Annotated in this window: 17 protein-coding genes; 11 read left to right on the top strand and 6 right to left on the bottom strand. The window is 46.3% G+C overall.

The window, feature by feature from the left end:
* Window positions 1-8: 8 nt before the first annotated feature.
* The gene (locus tag HII30_RS10810) at window positions 9-944 is read left to right on the top strand and encodes an S-layer homology domain-containing protein (protein ID WP_169505041.1); all 936 of its coding nucleotides are present in this window, start codon (window positions 9-11) and stop codon (window positions 942-944) included.
* 93 nt (window positions 945-1,037) lie between these two features.
* Here the strand turns inward: HII30_RS10810 and HII30_RS10815 are convergent, their stop codons facing one another.
* Both HII30_RS10815 and HII30_RS10820 read right to left on the bottom strand, forming a co-directional pair.
* On the bottom strand, window positions 1,038-3,131 hold the full coding sequence (locus tag HII30_RS10815; protein ID WP_169505094.1) for an ABC transporter ATP-binding protein: 2,094 nt from the start codon (window positions 3,129-3,131) through the stop codon (window positions 1,038-1,040).
* Window positions 3,132-3,146: 15 nt separating this feature from the next.
* Complete coding sequence (locus HII30_RS10820; RefSeq protein ID WP_169505095.1) at window positions 3,147-4,904, bottom strand: ABC transporter ATP-binding protein; 1,758 nt, start codon at window positions 4,902-4,904, stop codon at window positions 3,147-3,149.
* Window positions 4,905-5,395: 491 nt separating this feature from the next.
* On the opposite strand from HII30_RS10820, the gene HII30_RS10825 reads away from it, so the two are divergent.
* The gene (locus HII30_RS10825) at window positions 5,396-5,701 is read left to right on the top strand and encodes a HesB/YadR/YfhF family protein (RefSeq protein WP_169505042.1); all 306 of its coding nucleotides are present in this window, start codon (window positions 5,396-5,398) and stop codon (window positions 5,699-5,701) included.
* Window positions 5,702-5,754: 53 nt separating this feature from the next.
* Window positions 5,755-6,213: an NUDIX domain-containing protein gene (locus tag HII30_RS10830; protein ID WP_169505043.1), complete on the top strand. Its 459-nt coding sequence runs from the start codon at window positions 5,755-5,757 to the stop codon at window positions 6,211-6,213.
* Between the two features lie 63 nt (window positions 6,214-6,276).
* Here HII30_RS10830 and HII30_RS10835 read toward each other — a convergent pair whose 3' ends face one another.
* Window positions 6,277-6,774, bottom strand: a complete 498-nt coding sequence (locus HII30_RS10835) for an ADP-heptose synthase (RefSeq protein ID WP_169505044.1) — start codon at window positions 6,772-6,774, stop codon at window positions 6,277-6,279.
* Window positions 6,775-6,882: 108 nt separating this feature from the next.
* On the opposite strand from HII30_RS10835, the gene HII30_RS10840 reads away from it, so the two are divergent.
* A complete protein-coding gene (locus HII30_RS10840; RefSeq protein ID WP_169505045.1) occupies window positions 6,883-8,628 on the top strand; it encodes an ABC transporter ATP-binding protein in 1,746 nt (581 codons plus the stop codon).
* 80 nt (window positions 8,629-8,708) lie between these two features.
* Here HII30_RS10840 and HII30_RS10845 read toward each other — a convergent pair whose 3' ends face one another.
* The gene (locus HII30_RS10845; protein ID WP_169505046.1) at window positions 8,709-9,152 is read right to left on the bottom strand and encodes a DUF441 domain-containing protein; all 444 of its coding nucleotides are present in this window, start codon (window positions 9,150-9,152) and stop codon (window positions 8,709-8,711) included.
* Between the two features lie 34 nt (window positions 9,153-9,186).
* Window positions 9,187-10,170 carry a YpdA family putative bacillithiol disulfide reductase gene (locus HII30_RS10850; RefSeq protein ID WP_169505047.1) on the bottom strand — a complete coding sequence of 328 codons (984 nt, stop codon included), beginning with the start codon at window positions 10,168-10,170 and terminating at the stop codon, window positions 9,187-9,189.
* Window positions 10,171-10,536: 366 nt separating this feature from the next.
* Between HII30_RS10850 and HII30_RS10855 the strand changes: the two genes are divergently transcribed.
* Entirely contained in the window at window positions 10,537-10,692 is a 156-nt protein-coding gene (locus HII30_RS10855; RefSeq protein WP_169505048.1) for a hypothetical protein, read from the top strand.
* A gap of 30 nt (window positions 10,693-10,722) precedes the next feature.
* On the opposite strand, the gene HII30_RS10860 is transcribed toward HII30_RS10855, so the two are convergent.
* The gene (locus HII30_RS10860; protein ID WP_169505049.1) at window positions 10,723-10,962 is read right to left on the bottom strand and encodes a hypothetical protein; all 240 of its coding nucleotides are present in this window, start codon (window positions 10,960-10,962) and stop codon (window positions 10,723-10,725) included.
* Between the two features lie 371 nt (window positions 10,963-11,333).
* Between HII30_RS10860 and HII30_RS10865 the strand changes: the two genes are divergently transcribed.
* The 6 genes from HII30_RS10865 to HII30_RS10890 all read left to right on the top strand — a co-directional run bounded on the left by HII30_RS10865 (window position 11,334) and on the right by HII30_RS10890 (window position 19,745).
* Window positions 11,334-11,645 (top strand): hypothetical protein, encoded by a 312-nt coding sequence (locus HII30_RS10865; RefSeq protein ID WP_169505050.1) that lies wholly within the window; start codon window positions 11,334-11,336, stop codon window positions 11,643-11,645.
* 24 nt (window positions 11,646-11,669) lie between these two features.
* Window positions 11,670-15,665 (top strand): type VII secretion protein EssC, encoded by a 3,996-nt coding sequence (essC, locus tag HII30_RS10870; protein WP_169505051.1) that lies wholly within the window; start codon window positions 11,670-11,672, stop codon window positions 15,663-15,665.
* Between the two features lie 16 nt (window positions 15,666-15,681).
* A complete protein-coding gene (locus tag HII30_RS10875) occupies window positions 15,682-16,488 on the top strand; it encodes a hypothetical protein (protein WP_169505052.1) in 807 nt (268 codons plus the stop codon).
* A 27-nt stretch (window positions 16,489-16,515) separates the two neighbouring features.
* Window positions 16,516-17,025 (top strand): WXG100 family type VII secretion target, encoded by a 510-nt coding sequence (locus HII30_RS10880; RefSeq protein WP_169505053.1) that lies wholly within the window; start codon window positions 16,516-16,518, stop codon window positions 17,023-17,025.
* Between the two features lie 149 nt (window positions 17,026-17,174).
* On the top strand, window positions 17,175-17,450 hold the full coding sequence (locus HII30_RS10885) for a WXG100 family type VII secretion target (protein WP_169505054.1): 276 nt from the start codon (window positions 17,175-17,177) through the stop codon (window positions 17,448-17,450).
* 132 nt (window positions 17,451-17,582) lie between these two features.
* A complete protein-coding gene (locus HII30_RS10890) occupies window positions 17,583-19,745 on the top strand; it encodes a serine/threonine protein kinase (protein ID WP_169505055.1) in 2,163 nt (720 codons plus the stop codon).
* Window positions 19,746-19,748: the final 3 nt, after the last annotated feature.

Consider the following 19,748-nt stretch of genomic DNA (forward strand, 5'->3'; position numbering starts at 1 on the left):
TGCTTATTATGAAAAAAACTACAAAGATCATTTCAACCATGTTCATTTCGTCTGCCCTCATGGGTACATTGGCGGCATCTGCATCTGCATTCTCAGACGTGGATAATCAAAATGATTTAAGTATCGTGAAGGAGCTTCAAACGGCTGGCATCATTCAAGGAATCAGTGATGAAAAATTCGCTCCGAATATGTCCATAACATCTGCTCAGGCTGTGAAAATGGTCGTTAAAACAGCGGGTCTTGAAGCATATCCGAATCTCACCGGCAAGTCGTTCAGCAGTGTGCCTGATGGCGCATGGTATGCGGATGCGGTAAACATTGCAGCGATGCACGGACTTCCCGTCCATAATGAGACAGCATGGAACAAACCGATTACTCGTGAAGATTTTGCCCAATTGCTGTATTCAGCTGTACAGGCTACCGGTGATTATCCGGTCATTATGATGTACGTGAACGTGGAAGATGATGAAGAAATCGCCGAAGACAAGCGGGGAGCAGTTCAGTTTTTACTGCTTACCAAGATGACTGAACTCGATAAAAACGGCGAATTCCGTCCCAAAGAGAACCTTTCACGTATGGAAGCTGCTCAGATGACGCATGCGGCGGTTAACTTTATTGAAACTCACAAGCAGGGAGAAAAGCCTTCTGTAGGTGAAATTATTACAGAAGAACAGCAGGGGGATGCCGCTGTGGATGTCATTAAAGTGAATGATGATGTTAATAAAGTCGTCATCACTAAAGATGACCTGCCCCATCCTGGATATGGCTTGGTCGTGTCGTCCATTCAATTCATTGATGACATGGAAGTGGTTGTTCACTATCAAATAACCCAACCGGATCCGGATAAGATGTATCCGCAGGTTATTTCTAAAGCATCTGTCGAAACTTACGTACCATCTCAATACAAGATTACCGTTAAAGAGCGGACGTCTCCAAGAATGTAACGCATTACTTGACACATCATTATCAATCAACATCAAAAGAGGCCGTCCCACAAGATCCTGGATCTTATGGGACGGCCCTTTAAAGTTAGATGATTAAATCTTTGCAGAGACTTGCGGAATTCGTGAATCGGCTGTTAATGTTTCCGAATCTTTGCCGCCATTCGCCTTCACGGATGAGCCCTGCTGCAGCTGATACATATTGAAATAACGGCCGTGCTGTTCCATCAGTTCATCATGTGAGCCCTGTTCTACAATCTCGCCCCGATGGAGGACCAGGATCTGGTCCGCATTACGGATGGTGGAGAGACGGTGGGCGATGATAAAGGTTGTGCGGCCTTTTTTCAGCACTTCCAGTGCGTCTTGGATAAGAGCTTCTGTTTCGGTATCGATATTCGCGGTCGCTTCATCCAAGATCAGAATCGCAGGATTGAATGCCAGCGCCCTTGCAAAGGAAATCAACTGGCGTTGTCCAGCCGAAAGGGTACTGCCTTTCTCAAGAACAGGCTCATCAAATCCTTGAGGCAGATGATTGAGGAGTCGGTCTGCTCCGACATCATTTAATGCCTTATTTACCTCTTCCCGTGTTATACGGGGATCACCCAGGCTGACATTGCTGGCAATCGTACCTGTAAAGAGATACGGATCCTGCAGGACTATGCCCATATGCTGACGAATCCATTGCTTTGGTATTTCGGTCACCGGGCGGCCATCGATCGATATGCTTCCTTTCTGTGGATCGTAGAAACGGAACAGCAGATTGATGATTGAGCTTTTACCAGAACCGGTATGACCGACAAGAGCGACAGTCTGACCAGGAGACGCCTGGAAAGAGATATTCTTTAAGACATCGTCTTTTTTGTAGGCAAAGTATACATCTTTAAACTCAACATGGCCTTTGTAGCGCGGCATAGATCCGTCGGTTACTGGCTCACCGGTCTCATCCATCAGCTCAAAAGCTCTCTTGGCAGAGACCACGGATGAATCGAGAGCAGCCAGCTGGTTTACCATGCCGGTAATTGGCTGGAACATGCGGCCCATAAGGTCTACATAAGCGTATAGAACACCGATGGACACGAGGCTGGTTCCGGTTAACGATGCAGATCCGAAGTACCACAAAATGACAACAAGAGCGATGTTACGAAGCACGTTAACCAGGTTATGTGTGGTAAGGGAGTTTAGATTCAGCATCTTGTTCTGATGTGCCATGTAATCGTTATTCAGATTTTCGAATTCTTCCTGCGTTGTTTTCTGTCGGCGGAAGATTCGGATAATGGGCATACCTTGAATCGACTCGTTGATAATGGCGTTGATTTCGCTTAAACGGGAACGAATGATAACATTGTATTTGGTCGCAAATTTGCGATAGAGCACAATCCATACAATCAGCATGGGGATGATGAACAGACTGATCAACGCGAGCCTTACATCCAGCAGGAAGAGGGCGATGTAAACTCCTGTGATGTACACGATCCCGGATGCAAAGTTGGACAACACTGCAACGAATAAGTCTTTCACAGCTTCCGTGTCATTCGTCACCCGCGATACAACCTTGCCTGCAGGCAGATTATCGAAAAAGTTTACGGGAAGCCGTTGAATATGGGCATATACGTCGGTTCGCAGTCGTTGAATGACCCGGTTGGCTGCAGACTGCAGCCAGTACGTCCGGCTGAAGACGGCAATCATGGATACTAACATGGCGATCAGGAACAATCCAACCAGCTTGTATATTCCAGGCAGTTCAGGTTCGTAAAACCCGAATAATTCTGAAGCCGTCAATGGGACTGCAGGATACACGTCGGACATGCTGCCATATGCAATGGTTATTTGTCCATTTTGGTATGAGCGTTCACCTTCAGCTCGCTCCACACGCTCTGGAATGAAGTAGAAATGGCTTCCACTCTGGAGAATACGAACTTCTTGACCTCTGGTTTCTCCTTCAGAAAAGTGGTCTGTCCGTTTATAGTAGTTTCCTTCATACTCAGCAGATCCTTCCGTAGTGCTGGTCTCGTAAAAGGGACGTTCTATGCCAAGAACGTGATTATCAATCATATTTTTGGCTATAAAAGGACCTGCAAGCTCAGCCGCTACACCGATGGCCAGCATGATTAATGCTGCGATAAAGGTGCCTTTCGCCGTTAATGCGTATCGGAACAGCCTTTTGGCAATTCCGGTGTTATTTTCAATCATGCGGGGTTCCGTCAATTAGGACACCTCCTCGGATGTAAGATGATTTTCAAGCTGCTGGCGAACATATTGATCACGGTACCATCCGTTCAAGGCCAGCAGTTCTTCATGCGTCCCTTGTTCGATAATGGTTCCTTCCTCAAGCACAACGATCCAGTCAGCATGCTGTACGGCCGACAGCCGGTGGGTGGAGATGAGCGTGGTTTTTCCCGCTCTTCTTGACCGGATGTTCTCAATGATTCGGGCTTCCGTCCGTGCATCAACCGCGGAAAGCGCATCATCCAGAATCAGAATCTCCGGATCAGCAATAAAGGCTCGGGCAAGCGATACCCGCTGTTTCTGCCCGCCGGATAGGGCAACGCCTTTCTCACCCACGAGTGTATCCAGACCGTCAGACAGGGTGTGAAGGTCCTGATCAAATGCAGCCGTGCGAATCGCATCCATGATGGTATCATCATCAGCGTCTCTTAAGCCAAACTGAATGTTCTGCCTGACGGTTTTTGAGAACAGAATTTGTTCCTGCGGTACATAGCCGATCCAGCCGTGAAGCCGGTCTTTGGGCAGGTCTGCAGCTGAGACTCCTGAGAAAAGAAGCCGTCCCGTTCCAGCAGGGTACTCATGCAGCAGCTGTTTGAGCAGTGTTGATTTCCCGCTTCCTGTTCTGCCGACTACGCCCAGTGTCTGGCCTCTGGACAGAGTTAATGAGATATCTTTCAAATTATCCGTGTTGGAACTCGGATAACGGAAGCTGAGATGATCAAACTGTATAGATTCCGGAATTTGAACATCTACCGGATGCTGAGGCTCCGGAACATCAGGCTTCACAGATAACGTACTGTTCACCCGGTCGAGAGAAGCGTTACCCCGCTGCATAATGTTGATCAATTCACCGATGGCAAACATCGGCCAAATCATCATCCCCAGGTACATGTTGAACGATACGAGATTTCCGAGTGTAATTTGATTTTGAAACACCATGTACACGCCGTAAGACAAACCGATTACATAGCTCAGTCCGATCGAGAAGTTGATGGTCGGTTCAAACAGGGCGTCAACTTTGGCAACAGTCAGATTTTTGCGGTACACATCATCGGTAATCTGCTGAAATTTACGCTGATCTTCGCGTTCCTGAACATATGCGCGGATAACCCGTACGCCCGCCACAGATTCCAGCACTTGATCATTCATGTCACCGAAGGCATCCTGGGCAGCCGTGTATCGTTTATGTATGGCTTTGCCATAGATCACCATGCCGACAGCAATAATCGGAAGGGGAAGAATGGCTGCAAGAGTCAGTTTCCAGCTGACAATGAACCCCATCGCAAACAGAATGACGAACAGAAAAAATGTGGAATCTGTCATGACCAGCATGCCGAAACCTGCTGTGTTGGCGACAGAACGAAGATCATTCGTAGCTTTGGCCATCAGATCACCGGTCCGGTTCTTTTCGAAAAAAGGCGGCATCATGCGAAGAAGATGGTTCATGTAGCGGGTACGCAGCAGCCGTTCTACCAGATTCGCTCCTCCAAAAATACGATGCATCCATACATATGTGCAAAGGTAAATCACAGCGACGAGTCCGATAATCGCCAAAAGGTATTGGGTCAGTGCGGACCACGTAATTGTGCTGTTGACAATATCATCAATCGCACGGCCCAGCAGCAGTGGTGGAAGCAGTTCCAGCCCCCCGCAAATGATGAGAAAAAACAAACCGATTAAATATCTTTTTTTCTCCAGCCGGAAAAACCAGGCCAAATTTTTAAGTACAGCAAACATGTTCATATCCCTTCCTCTCAATAACAACGCCGGCGTTTCTCGCGGATCAGACAAGGCCCCACTAACACAAAAAAAGCACACCATCCGAAAAACGGATGATATGCTTAGTGGTTAACTTATCATTCGCACGGTAATTCAGCGCACTGTACGAATTTCGAAACGTGAATTCATTAAGGCCAAAGAATCACGAAACGAGGTTTGATTTCCGCAGGGCGCCGACAGTATTTAATTGATAGTATGTGTGTCCGAAAACTTGTGGAGTAACAAAGTATGTATTAAACACCGTGATCACCCTTTCCTAAGAATTTACAATAAATTGAAAATCTCTAGCGTCGTTTGAATTTTATCACCGCTGAATGGATAATGTCAACTGCGATACAAAAAGAATTTGTAACCCGGCGGCGATATGCGTTATGATACATAATAAACATGCCAGCTGGTGCAGGAAAGTGGAACAGTGATCATTAGAATGTCAAAGGAGAGTGGAAGACATGATGATCCATGTCAGTCAAGAGGCCGCACAATGGTTCATTAAAGAACTGGATTTGCAGCCGGGAGACAGCGTTAGGTTTTTTCCGCGGTATAGTTCCAGCGGGGGGCTTCATCCTGGTTTTTCTTTGGGGCTCACGGTCGAAGATCCACAGCATCCCGGATTGGTTCAGGAGTCTGATAAAGTGATGTTTTATATGGAGGATCATGATCTGTGGTATTTACGGGGATATGACCTCACCGTCAAGTACGAGGAATCCCTGGATGATATTTCGTATATCTATAAGGAAGACGGTGCAGTTCATTAAGCAGCATACATGTGAATACAGCGCCGTTTTTCGGTCAAAGGAGGTTCCCGAAGATGGGCGTGTTTAACCGTGATATCCGTCAATATCTCGGTAAAGGCTCCATGGTTCAGGTCATGGCTGCGGCCATCGTCATGAACAGCCAAACAGAAGTTCTATTGCTAAGAAGACCAGGGAAGGAAGTCTGGGGACTTCCGATCGGAGCCATTAAACCTGGTGAGTCGATGGAAGATACGGCGGCCCGTGAACTTTGGGAGGAAAGCGGTTTGCATGCAGATCAGATGAAGCTGCTGGATCTGCTGTCTGGTCCCGATTATGTCAAAAAGCATGCAAACGGTGATAAAGAATACTTTATTATCGGTGTATATGCCGCTCACGGGCTTAGCAGCGCTATTGATCTGCCGTCAGCGAGCGATGTTTCCCTGAAATATTTTAATCGAGAGCAGCTTCCGGATATGGACCAGCTGACAGCTCACTTGATGAGCAAGCTCGCGCAGCAGTCTTATGAAGACTAATAATGGGCACACAAAAAAATCCCCGAAAGGGGAATTTTTTTCGTAATTTTCGTCAGCGGGATCTCAGTAATCATCCAGAGCGTAATCAAAATCTTCAATATCGAAAACCTGTACAGGCACGGAAGCGCTTATTATTCGTTGGATGAGTTCATATTGGTCCGTCAATACCGGAGCCTCGAGGCGCTGGGCAGCGGCAAGGACTTCCGTTTCCACCGGATCAAATAATTCACCGTACGGGGCATGGTCTACCGCATTCATAATGGTCACAAGCGTTTTCTCGCCCATTGGAATAGACGGACTTTTCGCCCAGGGAACTTGAAGGGCCCGGTCGATCTTTTTCTTATTCAGCGGTTCTTCAAAATACTGGATCAATTCGCTGATTTTGTTCCGGACATGCTGATCATCTGAAATGCTGTGCATCAGTGGTTCATCACTATTAATAAGTTCATAGAGCTCTAGAATTGTAGTATAAGGTATGATATATTCTACCGGCTTAGGCGGCACAAGAAGCTGGCCATAAATCGCAAGCATGACCGCTTCTGTTACGAAGATTGTATTCATGTTCTTCCTCCTGCACTCGAAAACCATAGAATCAGTTTTAGGACTATCAAAGCATTGAAGTCGGCAATTGTCAACCAGGTGATAACAGAAAGGGGCTGTATCCAGCTTTTGAAATCTTGGAGAATCTATTATCCGTTTGTAAAACCATATATTAAATGGATTATTATTACTTTGATCATCGGGATGATCAAGTTTACCATTCCACTGCTGCTTCCGCTCATTATGAAATATGTCGTCGATGATCTTCTCACCAATGATCTGATGAGCGCCCAGGAAAAGATTGAACAACTAATGCTTATTCTCGGAGGGACGCTCGCTTTATTTGTTGTGGTTCGAGGCCCTGTTGAATATTTAAGACAGTACTTTGCACAATTCATTACGAGCCGGATTTTGTTTGATATGCGTAACAAGCTTTATGCTCATCTGCAGAAATTGTCTCTCAGGTATTATCAGAATACCAAAGTAGGTGAGGCAATTTCCAGATTTATCAACGATGTTGAACAATCCAAGAACCTGGTGGAAGTCGGCATGATGAACATCTGGCTCGATATGTTCACCTTGTTATTTGTTCTTATTGTGATGTTCTTTATGAATCCGGTGCTTACCCTGGTTTCCATCGCCGTACTGCCGTTGTACGGGATCGCAGTAAATCTGCTCTATAAGCGTCTGAAAAAGCTGACAAAGGACCGGTCCCAGGCACTCGCCGGTATTCAGGCTTATCTTCATGAACGGATTCAGGGTATCTCGGTTATCCGGAGCTTTACGCTGGAACGTTATGATCAGAACAAATTCGAGAACATCAACAGCAACTTTTTGAAAAAAGCAATGGCACAAACTCGTATGAACGCATTGACCTTTTCCATCATTAATACTTTAACCGATATCGCGCCGATTCTTGTGATCGGTTACGGAGGATACCGGGTCATTCAGGGGGATTTGTCGCTGGGAACCTTTATCGCGTTTTTCGGTTACTTGGATCGGTTATATGCACCGCTGCGGCGTTTGATCAATTCCTCTACGGTTCTGACCCAAGCAACAGCGTCCCTTGAACGGGTTAAGGAATTGATGGATGAGCCTTATGACATTACCGATGCCCCGTCTGCTAAAAAGCTGCAGTCTGCAGGGGATATCCAGTTTGACCGGGTATGGTTTAAATACGGCAAGGAAACCGATTGGGTGCTGAAAGACATCCAGTTAAATATAAAGCAGGGTCAAACGGTTGCTTTCGTAGGCATGAGCGGAGGCGGGAAATCGTCCCTGATTGGACTTATTCCACGTTTTTATGATGTGCAGGAAGGTCGTGTGATGATCAGCGGACATGATATCCGGACATTGACCTTGGAAAGTCTTCGAAGGTCCATCGGTATGGTTTTACAGGATAACTTTTTGTTCAGCGGATCGGTCCGGGAGAATATCATGCTGGGTAACCCTGAAGCGGAGGAGGAGGACATGATCGCTGCAGCGAAATCGGCGAATGCCCATGACTTCATCATGAATCTGCCGCTAGGATATGATACCGAGGTTGGTGAACGCGGGGTGAAGCTGTCCGGCGGGCAGAAACAGCGTCTCGCTATCGCCAGGGTGTTTCTGAAAGACCCGGATATTCTTGTTCTGGACGAGGCCACATCCGCCCTGGATCTGGAGTCAGAGCATCTGATCCAGCAGGCACTGCAGTCGCTGTCGAGCAACCGGACGACCTTGATTGTCGCTCACCGGTTGTCCACCATCACCCATGCAGATCAGATTGTTGTAATGGAGAATGGTCAGATTACGGAGCAGGGCACACATTCCGAATTAATGCAGCGAGAGGGCAGCTATGCCCGCTTATATAATGTTCAGCATTTTGATAACTGATATCAAAACATAGACAAACTAAAGAGCTTCCAGCCTGGCGTGTGAACGTCAGTTTGGAAGCTCTTTTGCATATATCTCCGTCATGACTTGCCGATCAGAAGGGAGAGAAGTCCGGCCGCTATTAATGGGCCTACGGGGACACCTCTAAATAATGCTACACCGAGCACGGTACCAATCAAAAGTCCTGCAACAATCGTAGGCTGGGATCCCATCAGCGCCGCCCCGCGGCCGCCCAGATAGGCTACCATCATTCCGATCCCGATAGCCAGAAGTGATCTCCAGTGGAGAAAAGACTGACCCAAGGTTTCAAGGTTCATTTTTCCGCTGGCGAATGGCGACATGACTCCAATGGTCAGCATAATGATCCCTAATGTTAATCCGTATTTTTCAAGCCAGGGAAAAGCCTGCTGCAGTCCTGTGACCCTGATTAGCAGCAGCACAATCATGGCGATCGTCATGGTAGAGTTGCTGCTGATGATGCCGAGTCCTGCTAAACCTAGAAGAATGAGCGATGTATAATCCAAGCGGCCTTTCAACTCCTTGATGGTTGAGATAAGGTTACACTGTTTTTGCAGAGCTTAGATATTCGGCGATCAGACGGCCGTGATCACGCCCGGTTTCAATAAACACTTCATTGGCATTACGTCCGGAAGCAATGACTCCTGCCACAAACAGTCCGGGTACTGTCGTTTCCATCGTCTCAGGATTATAGCTCGGTTTCTCCATCCCATCATCCAGCTCCACACCGGAAGAAGCCAGCAGTTTGCGATCTGGACGAAATCCGGTTAAAGCCAGCACAAAGTCATTGTCGACGATAATTTCTTCACCGCTGATGTTCTTAATTGTGATTGAGTTTTCACGAATGTCCGTAACACTGGACTCGAGATATAGAGAGATGCGCTGCTTGGTCACCAAACTGTCGAACAGAGGACGTACCCATGGTTTGATGTTCTGGGAAATTTCACTCCCCCGATAAATTACCGATACGTCTGCCCCCACTCGGATCAGTTCCATAGCTGCGTCTACTGCGGAATTGCTGCCGCCGATAATTGCTGTTTTCATACCGGCGTATGGATGTGCTTCTCTGAAATAATGTGTGACTTTATCCAAGTCTTCACCAGGAATTCCGATATAATTCGGATGATCAAAATATCCGGTGGATATCACCACATGTTTGGCTTCTTTCACACTTTCTGTCCCGCTGCGTTTACGGGTATGGACCTGAAATGTACCGTCAGGCTGTTTTTTAATAGATAAGGCCTCTTCGTATGGCGATATTTTAAGTTGATAATGCTTGGCGACGCGCCGGTAGTATGCAAGTGCTTCATCACGATAAGGCTTATCGTTAGATAAAGCAAAAGGCACACCTCCGATCTCCAGCATTTCAGCAGTACTGAAAAACTGCATATGTGTCGGATATAGATATATGGAATGAACCACATTATGTTTATCAATGATTTCAGTGGAGAAACCTCGTTTTTCACATTCAATGGCCGCGGAAAGACCACAGGGACCTGCCCCTATTATTAAAACGTCCTGCATGTTTGACTGCGCCTCCTTGTGTCATGAGTTTAAAAATAAATACAGTACTATTCATCCTACCGTAATTTCAGCTTTAAATCCAACAGAATGGATCTCGAATAAAAAACATGGGAATGTTTATTCAAAAAAAATCACTGTTTAATTAAAAATAAGTTTTACCATATATCGGATTGGAAGAGCTTGGAATGCTGTTAAATGATCTATATATGGAGAAGACTCATATTATTAAACATTGGAATGCCGTATCGAAGTAAAGAAGGGGTTTGAATATGGCGTTTAATTCCAGCTGGATCAGGTTATATAAAGATACGAAATGCTAGGAAATATTTCCTCTTTCGAATTATGATTAGGTTAGGAGTGAAAGGCATGTCCGTTGATCGTTTTATCGTGAAGAAATTGGGCAGCAGCCAAGAAGTACACACTACTCTAAATCTGGCGAAATTATTTCAAATTCGTATTCACAAGGCCCAGACAGCTGAAGAAAAACGTTTAAACCTGCCTCTGTTGGTAAATCGCCGTTAATCCTCTCATACAATAAAAAAAGGCTAACTCTTAAAAAAGAGATAGCGCAAGAGAATCGTTTTCACTTTTACTGTGAAGAATTGCCTCGGAACCCTCGATTTCAATACTGATCAGGGAGTTGAGGCATTTTTTTAGCGCTTGTTTACCATTGTTGATTTTATGATCAAGCGCGCTGGTTAAAAGCTTAAGTACTTTTTGTACCGGTTGTTTGTTATCTGTCGTAAAATAAACGGGTACAGGTTTGTTTTGAAACATAATTAACATTTTCATATGATCACCTCACGAAAAGTATTCCATGATAGTGGAATTATAAACTTACAATCTTAAAATAACCTTAAAATAAGATATTTAATCAAAAACGTTTTGATGGTCGTGACATTTTTGTGAATGAAATTAGCGAGTAGGTATGAATGAAGCATTTTTTGTGCTGTCTGGCTTGATTTATATTGTAAAATTAGGGTGAAATGTTGATTATAGACCAAATTCCTGTTTCAAACTCATTTTGGTGCTGCAGAACCACTTCATTCCTATAAAATATAGGGACAGAGCAATATGACACAAATTGACAGGATAGACCTTATAATGATACAGTTACAATAATGTAACCAATTAAACACCATACGAAAGGCGGGCGTTCGAATATGATTCTTACGGTAATTTCCGGGCGCAGAGAGGGAGACTGGTTTGATATCGATATCCCTGAGGAATGTTCCGTCAACCGATTGAATGAACTGCTGGGTCTCAGGTTGTTCCACGAACTGCCAAGTCCAGGCATGCAGTACATATTGGAAGCTAAATTTCCCGAAGGCTTGTGGTTTAAAATTGAAGATGTTAGCAGCATTGTCGAGGCTGGATTAAGGGAAGGTGCTTATATTCGGCTCCAGCGCGCTTTTTCTACAACAAATGATGAAGCCCCAGTTTACGGACGGAGAACGCTGTTTCAAGAAACATAAAATTTTGACTTGAGGAGGTATCCCATGAACGTTTTGTACCAGAGATCGCCGCGAATGAGACCGGCCCTCCAACAGGAGGAAATGGAAATTTTCAGGCCTCCTTCTGAACCAAGTAAACCTTCTTTTTCCCTGATTTCTATTATTATTCCGGTCATAATGACCATTGCAATGATCAGCTTCTATATATATATGAATATGAGCGGGAAAATGGGCAGCAGCAATTATATGATGTTTCAGATGATTATGATCCCGATGATGCTCATGTCTTATACACTTCCTTTCTTCATGTATCTCAGCAACAAAAAAGTGTACAAGAAAAATATTGCTGAGCGAAATCAGAAATATCGCGCTCAGTTGGACCTACACCGAGAAGAGCTGAAAGCTCGCCAGCAGGATCAGATTGAAGTGATGTTTGAGATCCACGGGGATCCCGAGGTGTGTTATCAGGTGGTGAAAAACCGGAGCAGCAGCCTGTGGGAGCGGTCGCCGGAAGACAATGATTTTCTGGAGGTCCGTGCTGGTAAAGGAACCGTGCCTTTTTATGTGCACATCAGGCCTCCCAGAGCAGACGGTTACGATAAGGATCCGTTGATTGAGGCAGCTGAAGAACTGGCATCGGATTTTAAAACCGTTGAAAATGCCTCCATCACACTTCCTTTGTTCCACTCCAAAGTTATTGGTGTGGTCGGCAGCCGGGAAGATGTTATGAATGCCCTGCGTGTCATTGTAGCTCAAACCACGGTACGCCATTCACCGGATGAGGTGAAGCTTGCTGCATTCTACGAGGAGAAAGAAGCTCATGAATGGGAATGGATGCGCTGGTTTCCACATATCTGGGACAATGACCGTTCTTCACGGTATATGGCAGACCGCAGAAGTACTGCGCATCAGCTGGCAGACGAGATTTTCATGCAGTTGTATCGTCGAAGAAACAATGAGTCCGATTATGGCAGCAAAGCCGTCGAAATACCGGCTTATGTTGTCATTCTTTCGGCTAGTCAGCTCATAGAGGAAGAACCGCTGCTGCCACTCCTGTTGGAGGAAGCCGAGGCGGTGGATGCCGTTACGATCATTTTATCTGACCGGAAGGAAAGACTTCCGATGCATTGTCAGCTCATTGTGGAAGCCGAACGTGACAAAGCAGTCTATACGATCAAAGAAGACGGGCAGGTAAGACAGCATGCTTTTGAGATTGATCATATCTCTAAAGAACAGATTGAGGCTTTGGCCCGGTATATGGCGCCGATTCGCCTGAAACGTTCTTCGGCTTCAGATATTCCTCCTGTATTGACGCTGTTTGAGATGATGGATATTGAAAAGATCAATGATCTGGATCTCAAGCGGCGCTGGCAGCAAAACCGCTTTCCGGACACACTTCCAGTACCGATGGGCGTGCGAGCAGGAAATAAAAAAATCAATCTTAACCTTCATGATAAAATCGAACGAAGCGGCCACGGGCCGCACGGTTTGATCGCCGGTACAACAGGATCAGGGAAAAGTGAGGTCATTCAATCGATTGTGGCTTCACTGGCTTCTGAGTTTCACCCGCATGATCTTGCATTCATGCTGATTGACTATAAGGGCGGCGGCATGTCGAATACATTCCTGCATCTGCCCCATGTTGTTGGGACCATAACGAACCTGGATAATAACTTGATAGAGCGTGCAAAAATTTCTTTGAAAGCCGAGCTCGTCCGGAGGCAGAAGATTCTTAATGATGCAGGAAACCTGCAGCATATTGATGAATATTACAAGCTGCTCCGCAGCGGGCACGGTGTACCGCTTCCACATCTGGTCATTATTATTGACGAGTTTGCACAGCTGAAAAAAGATCAGCCTGAATTTATGGATGAGCTGATCAGTATTGCAGCTATTGGGCGTACATTGGGCGTTCACTTGATTCTGGCGACTCAAAAACCGGCTGGTGTTGTGGATGATAAAATTTGGAGTAACTCACGGTTCCGTATATGTCTTCGTGTTCAAAGTGAAGGAGACAGCCGTGATATGCTGAAGATACCAAATGCCGCCTGGATCAATAAACCGGGCCGCGGTTATTTTCAGGTGGGCAGTGATGAAGTTTTTGAAGAGATGCAATTTGCATGGAGCGGTGCTCCCTATATTGAGAAGAAGGACAATGAAGGTACGGTTAATATTCGTGAAGTTCGCATTAACGGCAAGCTGGAGCCGATGCTGGCTCCAGCTCAGGCTTCGAAGGTCCACCAGGAAGAGGTGCCTAAACAGCTGCAGGTATTTATCCAGAAATTAGCGGATGTCGCTGCAGAGGAAGGCATTCCTAAACTTCCGGGTCCGTGGCTCCCGCCGCTGCCTGAAATACTTGATCTGAGTGAAGTTGTCGAAGATGAGCAGGGGTCGAACCACATGGAAGAACTCAGCAGTACAGGACTCACAGCCTATGCAGGTATGGTTGACGACTTGCCTAATCAATGTCAAAAGCCGCTCAAAGTCAATCTGGAGCAGGGGCATTGGACAGTGTATGGAATGCCAGGTCTCGGCAAAACGACATTTATTCAAACCGTGCTCATGTCACTGGCGGAACGTTACACACCAGAACATTGGAATGGATATGTCATTGACATGGGACGTATGATGAGAGATTTTGCCGGACTTCCTCATGTCGGAGCAGTTATGAATGCCGAAGAGGAGGACCGGGTCAAGCGTTTATTCCGTTACTTGACCAAAACGGCCGCTGTCCGGAAGGATCTTATTGCTGATGCCGGTGTAAAAACAATATCATCGTATCGCCGGACTATGTCCAAACAGAATCCTCAGCAGATCGTCATTATTGACGGGTATTTGAATTTCAGAAACTCATATCCAGATGAAAATGATATGCTCGAATATTTGCTTCGCGAGGGCGGAAGTCTTGGTATTACTTTCGTGATTTCAGCGAACCGTATCTCTGATTTATTTGAAAAAGTGCGCAGCAATATTGCCAATGCAGTTTCATTTGAACTTGCTGACCCTTCTGATTATTACTATGCAGTAGGTCGTCCATCACGGGCACCGAGTCAGCTTCCAGCAGGCCGGGGATTAATCAAGGGACAGATTCCGCCGCTGGAATTCCAATCGGCTCTTCCTGCTTCGGGTGATGATGAAGGGAAACGTTCAGTTGAGCTGCGCAGTACGATACAACGTATTGAAAACTCTTGGAATGGAGAAAAAGCTCCTTCCATTTTGTCTTTACCTGAGAAAGTCAGCCTTTCGGAGCTTCTTAAGATGGATCAGCCATACGAGCAGGTATCCAGAACAAACAAATATAACGTGCCTGTAGGATTGTCGACAGATGATCTGAGCCCATTTATGGTGAATCTGGAAGAAGGGCCTCATTTTATTGTGGCAAGTCCGATGGAGGGGGGCAAAACTTCATTTATGCTCAGCTGGATGCTGTCACTTGCCCTGCATGCTTCTCCGGAAGAGATTGAAATCTATACGGTAGATACCCGATATGGCAGCAGCGGTTTAAGCCGGTTAAGCCATTTGCCTCACGTCAAAGGTCATGCATCCAATGAAGAGGACCTTGTACCTATGATCGCGGAAATTCATGATAAAGTTATGAATCGAACGAAAGATAATGAGGAAACTGCGCTCATGCTGTTAATTGATGATGCAGATGTCATGAGTAAGCAGCTGAATGATTTTACAGTCAAGGACCAGCTGTCTTCCATTGTCAGATTTGGCAGAGACCGCAATGTCCATGTTATTTTGTCCGGTGTTCCCGCAGACTTTCCGACTTACGGTGTTGACTGGTTTACGGATGTCAAAGCATCCCAATCCGGATTTTTATTTGGTACACTGGATTCCAATGATCTTTCGTTCTTTAGGATCCCTTTCTCGGAATCGGCGAATAGTCCGGGAGGCCTAAAAATTCTGCCTTCAGGACAGGGGTACTATGTAAAACGCAAATTTTCCAGAATAAAAGGCGCACTTCCGTTTGATGAAGTTTGGAATGCGCAAAAATGGGTCACAGAAATTCGCGACCGATGGCATGTTGTAGTTTGAGGGGAGGTGGCTCATAATGTTGACGATTCCTGCTTCCAAACAGGAAACCATAACGCTGAATGAAAAAGAGTTTTTTTTCTTGGCGGGTATATTAGGTTCTGACCGTCTGCTTGGGGTTGAAGATCCTTTTAGCGGCTATTTGACCGAAGAGATTGCAGAGGAGTGGGAAGCAGCCAAAAACTCTCTCATTGAAAAAAGTTATCTACTGCTTGAAGAGAGCGGAGAACTCTCTATACCTCCTGAAGTGTTTTCAAGAGTGGCTGTCGCCGGACTTGCCGAGAGGGCATGCTGGCTTAAATATGAAAACAAGGGTACTCATTTTGAAGGTTATCTTCATGTTATGGATGATCAGGTTATTCAGGTGTGCAGATGTGACAAGGATCAACGGGGGTATTCACTCAGCCAGTTGAGTACCATCGAAGACGCTTGTTCTCAGCTGGTGAGCGATTTGATGCTAAGCAGTGAACCTCTGGGTGAAATTCCTGCGCTTCTGCTCAGTCGGAAAGAATTTAGTGATATTTATACTTCTGCAGCAAAGTCATGCTGTGAAGAAATCAGCGATCGCCTTGCAAGATTGACTGATGATGCTGAGGGTTCGATTGCACTGGCAAAATGTTTAAAGAACCGGGTATCTACCGGTGAGTTGCAGATGTCTGTATGGAACGGGTATAACTGGGAAAGCCAAAATGCCGCCTTTATTGCTAATGAATCCATGAGCTGGCTGCTCCGTATGAGCCTTCAAGGCGACCAGGACTGGTTAACGGCAGCACCAGCGACTCGTGACCAGTTTTATCAAATGCTTCTGATGTGGCTTAAACAGTAAGGGAGCCTGAATGAAAGGTGAGGACCAATGCGTATTTCTGTCGAACCGGAACTGCTCCGGACATTAAGCCGTCAGCTTCTGCAATCCGGCGATCAATTTTCGGGTATTACAAATCAGCTTAGCCAGGCAATGAATTCTCTGGTTTGGGAAACGTCCCTGAAAGCGGCCGTTATTGATGAATGGCAGACCGCGCAGCGTATAGGAGAGCACGTTGGGGTTCTCCTGGAAAAAATGGGTATCTATTTACGCGACAAAGCAGATCTGTTCCAGGAAACGGATCATCAATATAACTCCATTCTGGAGCATGCTCAGGTAGGGAAAGTATCACCTGTGTCACTGTTCGCAGCCTCACAGCCTGAAGGCGCAAGCTCCATTTTACCTCAATCCGGAGGTTCACCTGTCATCTCGAATCCGAGTTCAGCAGCAGCAGCTGTTGGCATGACCATGGGCGAAGGCCAGGAATCTGCCAGGAAAGCGGCGCTCAGCGGACAGGGCTGGACATTCACGGACCCATCCGGACTTGGTATTGCTAACTAAATTTATAGCTAATTCACTAAATTGGTTTCATACCTGGGTCAATGGGGGTATATGGAAATTAGGTCGAAGGGCATTTTGAAATTTTTAACATCATGAACTAACATAATGGTAGCAAAAAAAACAGAACACACATTAAAGGAGGAACATACATGGCAGGACGTATTTTAATTACACCCGAACAAGTAGAACAAGTTGCAAACCAATTTAAACAAAGCGGTGACCAAAGTCAGCAAATCGTTAACAGTCTGACTCAATCGGTTAACGGCATGGAAGGCCAGTGGGATGGTATGACGAAGCAGCGCTTCTTCCAGGAATTCCAGGAAGCCAGCCGTTTGATGCAATCCTTCGTGCAAACGCTGGACAGCATCAGTAACGAATTGAAGGCGATCGCCCAGAAATTCCGTATGGCGGATCAATCTCGTTAATTTTTCATAGTTTTGAATTTGGTATATAATAGTTTTATAGACAAGAAAACCGGGTGTTTATCGACTCCCGGTTTTCTTGCAATCCAGAGCTGATAATGCTCTGATCCATAAATGACTGAAAGGGGGATATGCATGAGTTTTCAACCAAACCCGGGTGACGAAATCATTATTAATGGAACTGCCTATAAGGTAGGCCAGCATCCTGCAGCACCGGGACTTGCTTATGCCCAGGCAGGCAGGCAGGGCATTGTGTATCAGCTTCTTCCCGTTCAGGGAGAAGTTCATGAGGCCAAAGCCCTTAAGGTGTTTTTCCCTAAATTCCGTATTCCCGCTATGGTTTACCAATCCGACCATATGGCTACTTATAAAGATATTCCCGGTTTACAGGTGTGCAGTCGTGAGGTGCTGACTCCCGAAAGAAACGGAGACTTGATTGCCGGGTATCCGGACCTGCTGTACGCTGTTGTTATGCCTTGGATCCACGGTATCACCTGGTTTGATGTGATCAGTGACCAGCGTAACCTGGCGCGGGGGGATAGCCTTATGCTGGCTAAAGCTCTTGCTGCCATCGGCTCAAGCATGGAACAGCGAGGTTTGGCACATTGCGATTTATCTGCGCCAAATGTCATGCTTCCGTTTTTTTCGGAAGTTGAGCTTCCTGAAGGGTCGGCTGCGGTTGAACTGGTTGATGTGGAGCAGATCTATAGTCCCAAAATGGATCGTCCTGATGTTTTATTAGCAGGATCTCCGGGATATGCTGCTCACCGTACGGTTCACAGTGGATTATGGAGTGCTTATGCCGATCGTTTTGCCGGAGCTGTTATCATTGCGGAAATGCTCGGATGGAGTGATCCAGCTGTGGTAGGCAAGGCGTGGGGAGAAAGTTATTTTGATCAGCATGAAATGCAAACAACATGTGAGCGGTATTTCCTTCTCAAAAAATCTTTAAGCCAGCGGTGGGGGCAATCGATAGCCGATCTCTTTGGGCGGGCGTGGGACAGTCAGGATTTAAGCAGCTGCCCGACATTTGGCGAATGGCTTGTCGCTCTTTCGGCTTTGTCCGAAGAAGAACCTGCGGCAGTGGTGCCGGAAACCGCAGCAGCGGCAGAGGCAGAAGATAAACCTCAGGTAGACGGCGAATCGGCAGAGCGTCATGCGGCGGAGACACTGGGCCTGCAGCCAGGTAATCGGGAAGTAAATGACAATGTAGTGGGTCGATTATTTAATCAGGCGAGAGACCTCGAAGCTGCAGGGAACTTGTCAGGAGCTTTGGAGATATTCCGGTCAGCTTACCATTTCGTGAAAAAAGATAGTCCTTTGGAAGTGGAACTTGCGGCAGCCATACATGGGCTTGAGGCACAGTTAAACCCACCTTCCGAGGAGAAGACAGGATGGCGGGCATTCGTAAGTTCCAAAAGATTCATGGTTTCTGCAGCAGCTGCAGTCGCCATATTGACCGGCTCGGCGTTTACTGTAAATCAGATTTTGGCGGATAAAGCCGAAACGCGTGTACAGCAGGAAGCGGAAGCAGCTGCTAAGCTGGCAGCAGAGGAAAAGGCGAAGGCGGCTGAGGAAGCTCGTTTGAAAGAAGAGCAGGCAGCGAAGCTAGCCGCGGACAAGAAGGCGGAAGAAGAGCGTAAGAAAGCAGAAGAGGAGAGTAAGAAAGCAGAGGCTCTCAAAGCAGAAGAAGCTCGCAAAAAAGCTGAAGCGGAAGAGAAAGCTAAGAAGGCAGAGGAAGTCAAGCTTGCTGCAGAGAAAGCGAAGCTGCAGGAAAAGTATGACAAGCAGGCGAAATATGAAGCTTATCTTGCTCAGGTAGAAGCCAATAAGAAAAAAGCCGCTTTACAAGAAAAGTATGACAAACAAGAAAAGTATGAGCAGTATCTGGTTCAACTGGAGGAACAGAAGAAGCGTCAGGCCCGTGAAGCGGAAGCTGCCAGACAAGCGGAGGCCGCTCGCAAAGCGGAAGCGCAGAGACAGGCAGAATCTGCCCGAAAGGCTGAAGCGCAAAGACAGGCTGAGGCAGCCCGGAAGGCAGAAGCGCAGAGACAGGCGGCTGCTCAGCTAAAAAAACAACGAGCTGAGAATGTGGTGACACTTATTGCTTACTATAATAAAGCTTATAATGCACAAGTAGCCGGCAATCTGCCAAGAGCCAGAAATTTTGCCCGGAGCTTCACCTCCATGTATCAAAAGGATGCTGCCTACTATAATAAAGTGGGTAAAATGAGAACTCGTTTGAATGGCATTAATTTGTTTTTGAAAGACAGCAGTTTCTGGCTGCCAAGTATTTGATAT

It is taken from the genome of Paenibacillus lemnae, assembly GCF_012933385.1.
Lineage (GTDB): Bacteria > Bacillota > Bacilli > Paenibacillales > Paenibacillaceae > Paenibacillus_AQ > Paenibacillus_AQ lemnae.

Excerpts from the sequence above, each read along its gene's own strand:
- HII30_RS10890 (WP_169505055.1), top strand. The coding sequence starts at position 17,583 with ATGAGTTTTCAACCAAACCCGGGTGACGAAATCATTATTAATGGAACT.
- HII30_RS10865 (WP_169505050.1), top strand. The coding sequence starts at position 11,334 with ATGATTCTTACGGTAATTTCCGGGCGCAGAGAGGGAGACTGGTTTGAT.
- HII30_RS10885 (WP_169505054.1), top strand. The coding sequence starts at position 17,175 with ATGGCAGGACGTATTTTAATTACACCCGAACAAGTAGAACAAGTTGCA.
- HII30_RS10820 (WP_169505095.1), bottom strand. The coding sequence starts at position 4,904 with ATGTTTGCTGTACTTAAAAATTTGGCCTGGTTTTTCCGGCTGGAGAAA.
- essC (WP_169505051.1), top strand. The coding sequence starts at position 11,670 with ATGAACGTTTTGTACCAGAGATCGCCGCGAATGAGACCGGCCCTCCAA.
- HII30_RS10830 (WP_169505043.1), top strand. The coding sequence starts at position 5,755 with ATGGGCGTGTTTAACCGTGATATCCGTCAATATCTCGGTAAAGGCTCC.
- HII30_RS10810 (WP_169505041.1), top strand. The coding sequence starts at position 9 with ATGAAAAAAACTACAAAGATCATTTCAACCATGTTCATTTCGTCTGCC.
- HII30_RS10815 (WP_169505094.1), bottom strand. The coding sequence starts at position 3,131 with ATGATTGAAAATAACACCGGAATTGCCAAAAGGCTGTTCCGATACGCA.
- HII30_RS10860 (WP_169505049.1), bottom strand. The coding sequence starts at position 10,962 with ATGAAAATGTTAATTATGTTTCAAAACAAACCTGTACCCGTTTATTTT.
- HII30_RS10875 (WP_169505052.1), top strand. The coding sequence starts at position 15,682 with ATGTTGACGATTCCTGCTTCCAAACAGGAAACCATAACGCTGAATGAA.
- HII30_RS10825 (WP_169505042.1), top strand. The coding sequence starts at position 5,396 with ATGATGATCCATGTCAGTCAAGAGGCCGCACAATGGTTCATTAAAGAA.
- HII30_RS10855 (WP_169505048.1), top strand. The coding sequence starts at position 10,537 with ATGTCCGTTGATCGTTTTATCGTGAAGAAATTGGGCAGCAGCCAAGAA.
- HII30_RS10880 (WP_169505053.1), top strand. The coding sequence starts at position 16,516 with ATGCGTATTTCTGTCGAACCGGAACTGCTCCGGACATTAAGCCGTCAG.
- HII30_RS10850 (WP_169505047.1), bottom strand. The coding sequence starts at position 10,170 with ATGCAGGACGTTTTAATAATAGGGGCAGGTCCCTGTGGTCTTTCCGCG.
- HII30_RS10835 (WP_169505044.1), bottom strand. The coding sequence starts at position 6,774 with ATGAATACAATCTTCGTAACAGAAGCGGTCATGCTTGCGATTTATGGC.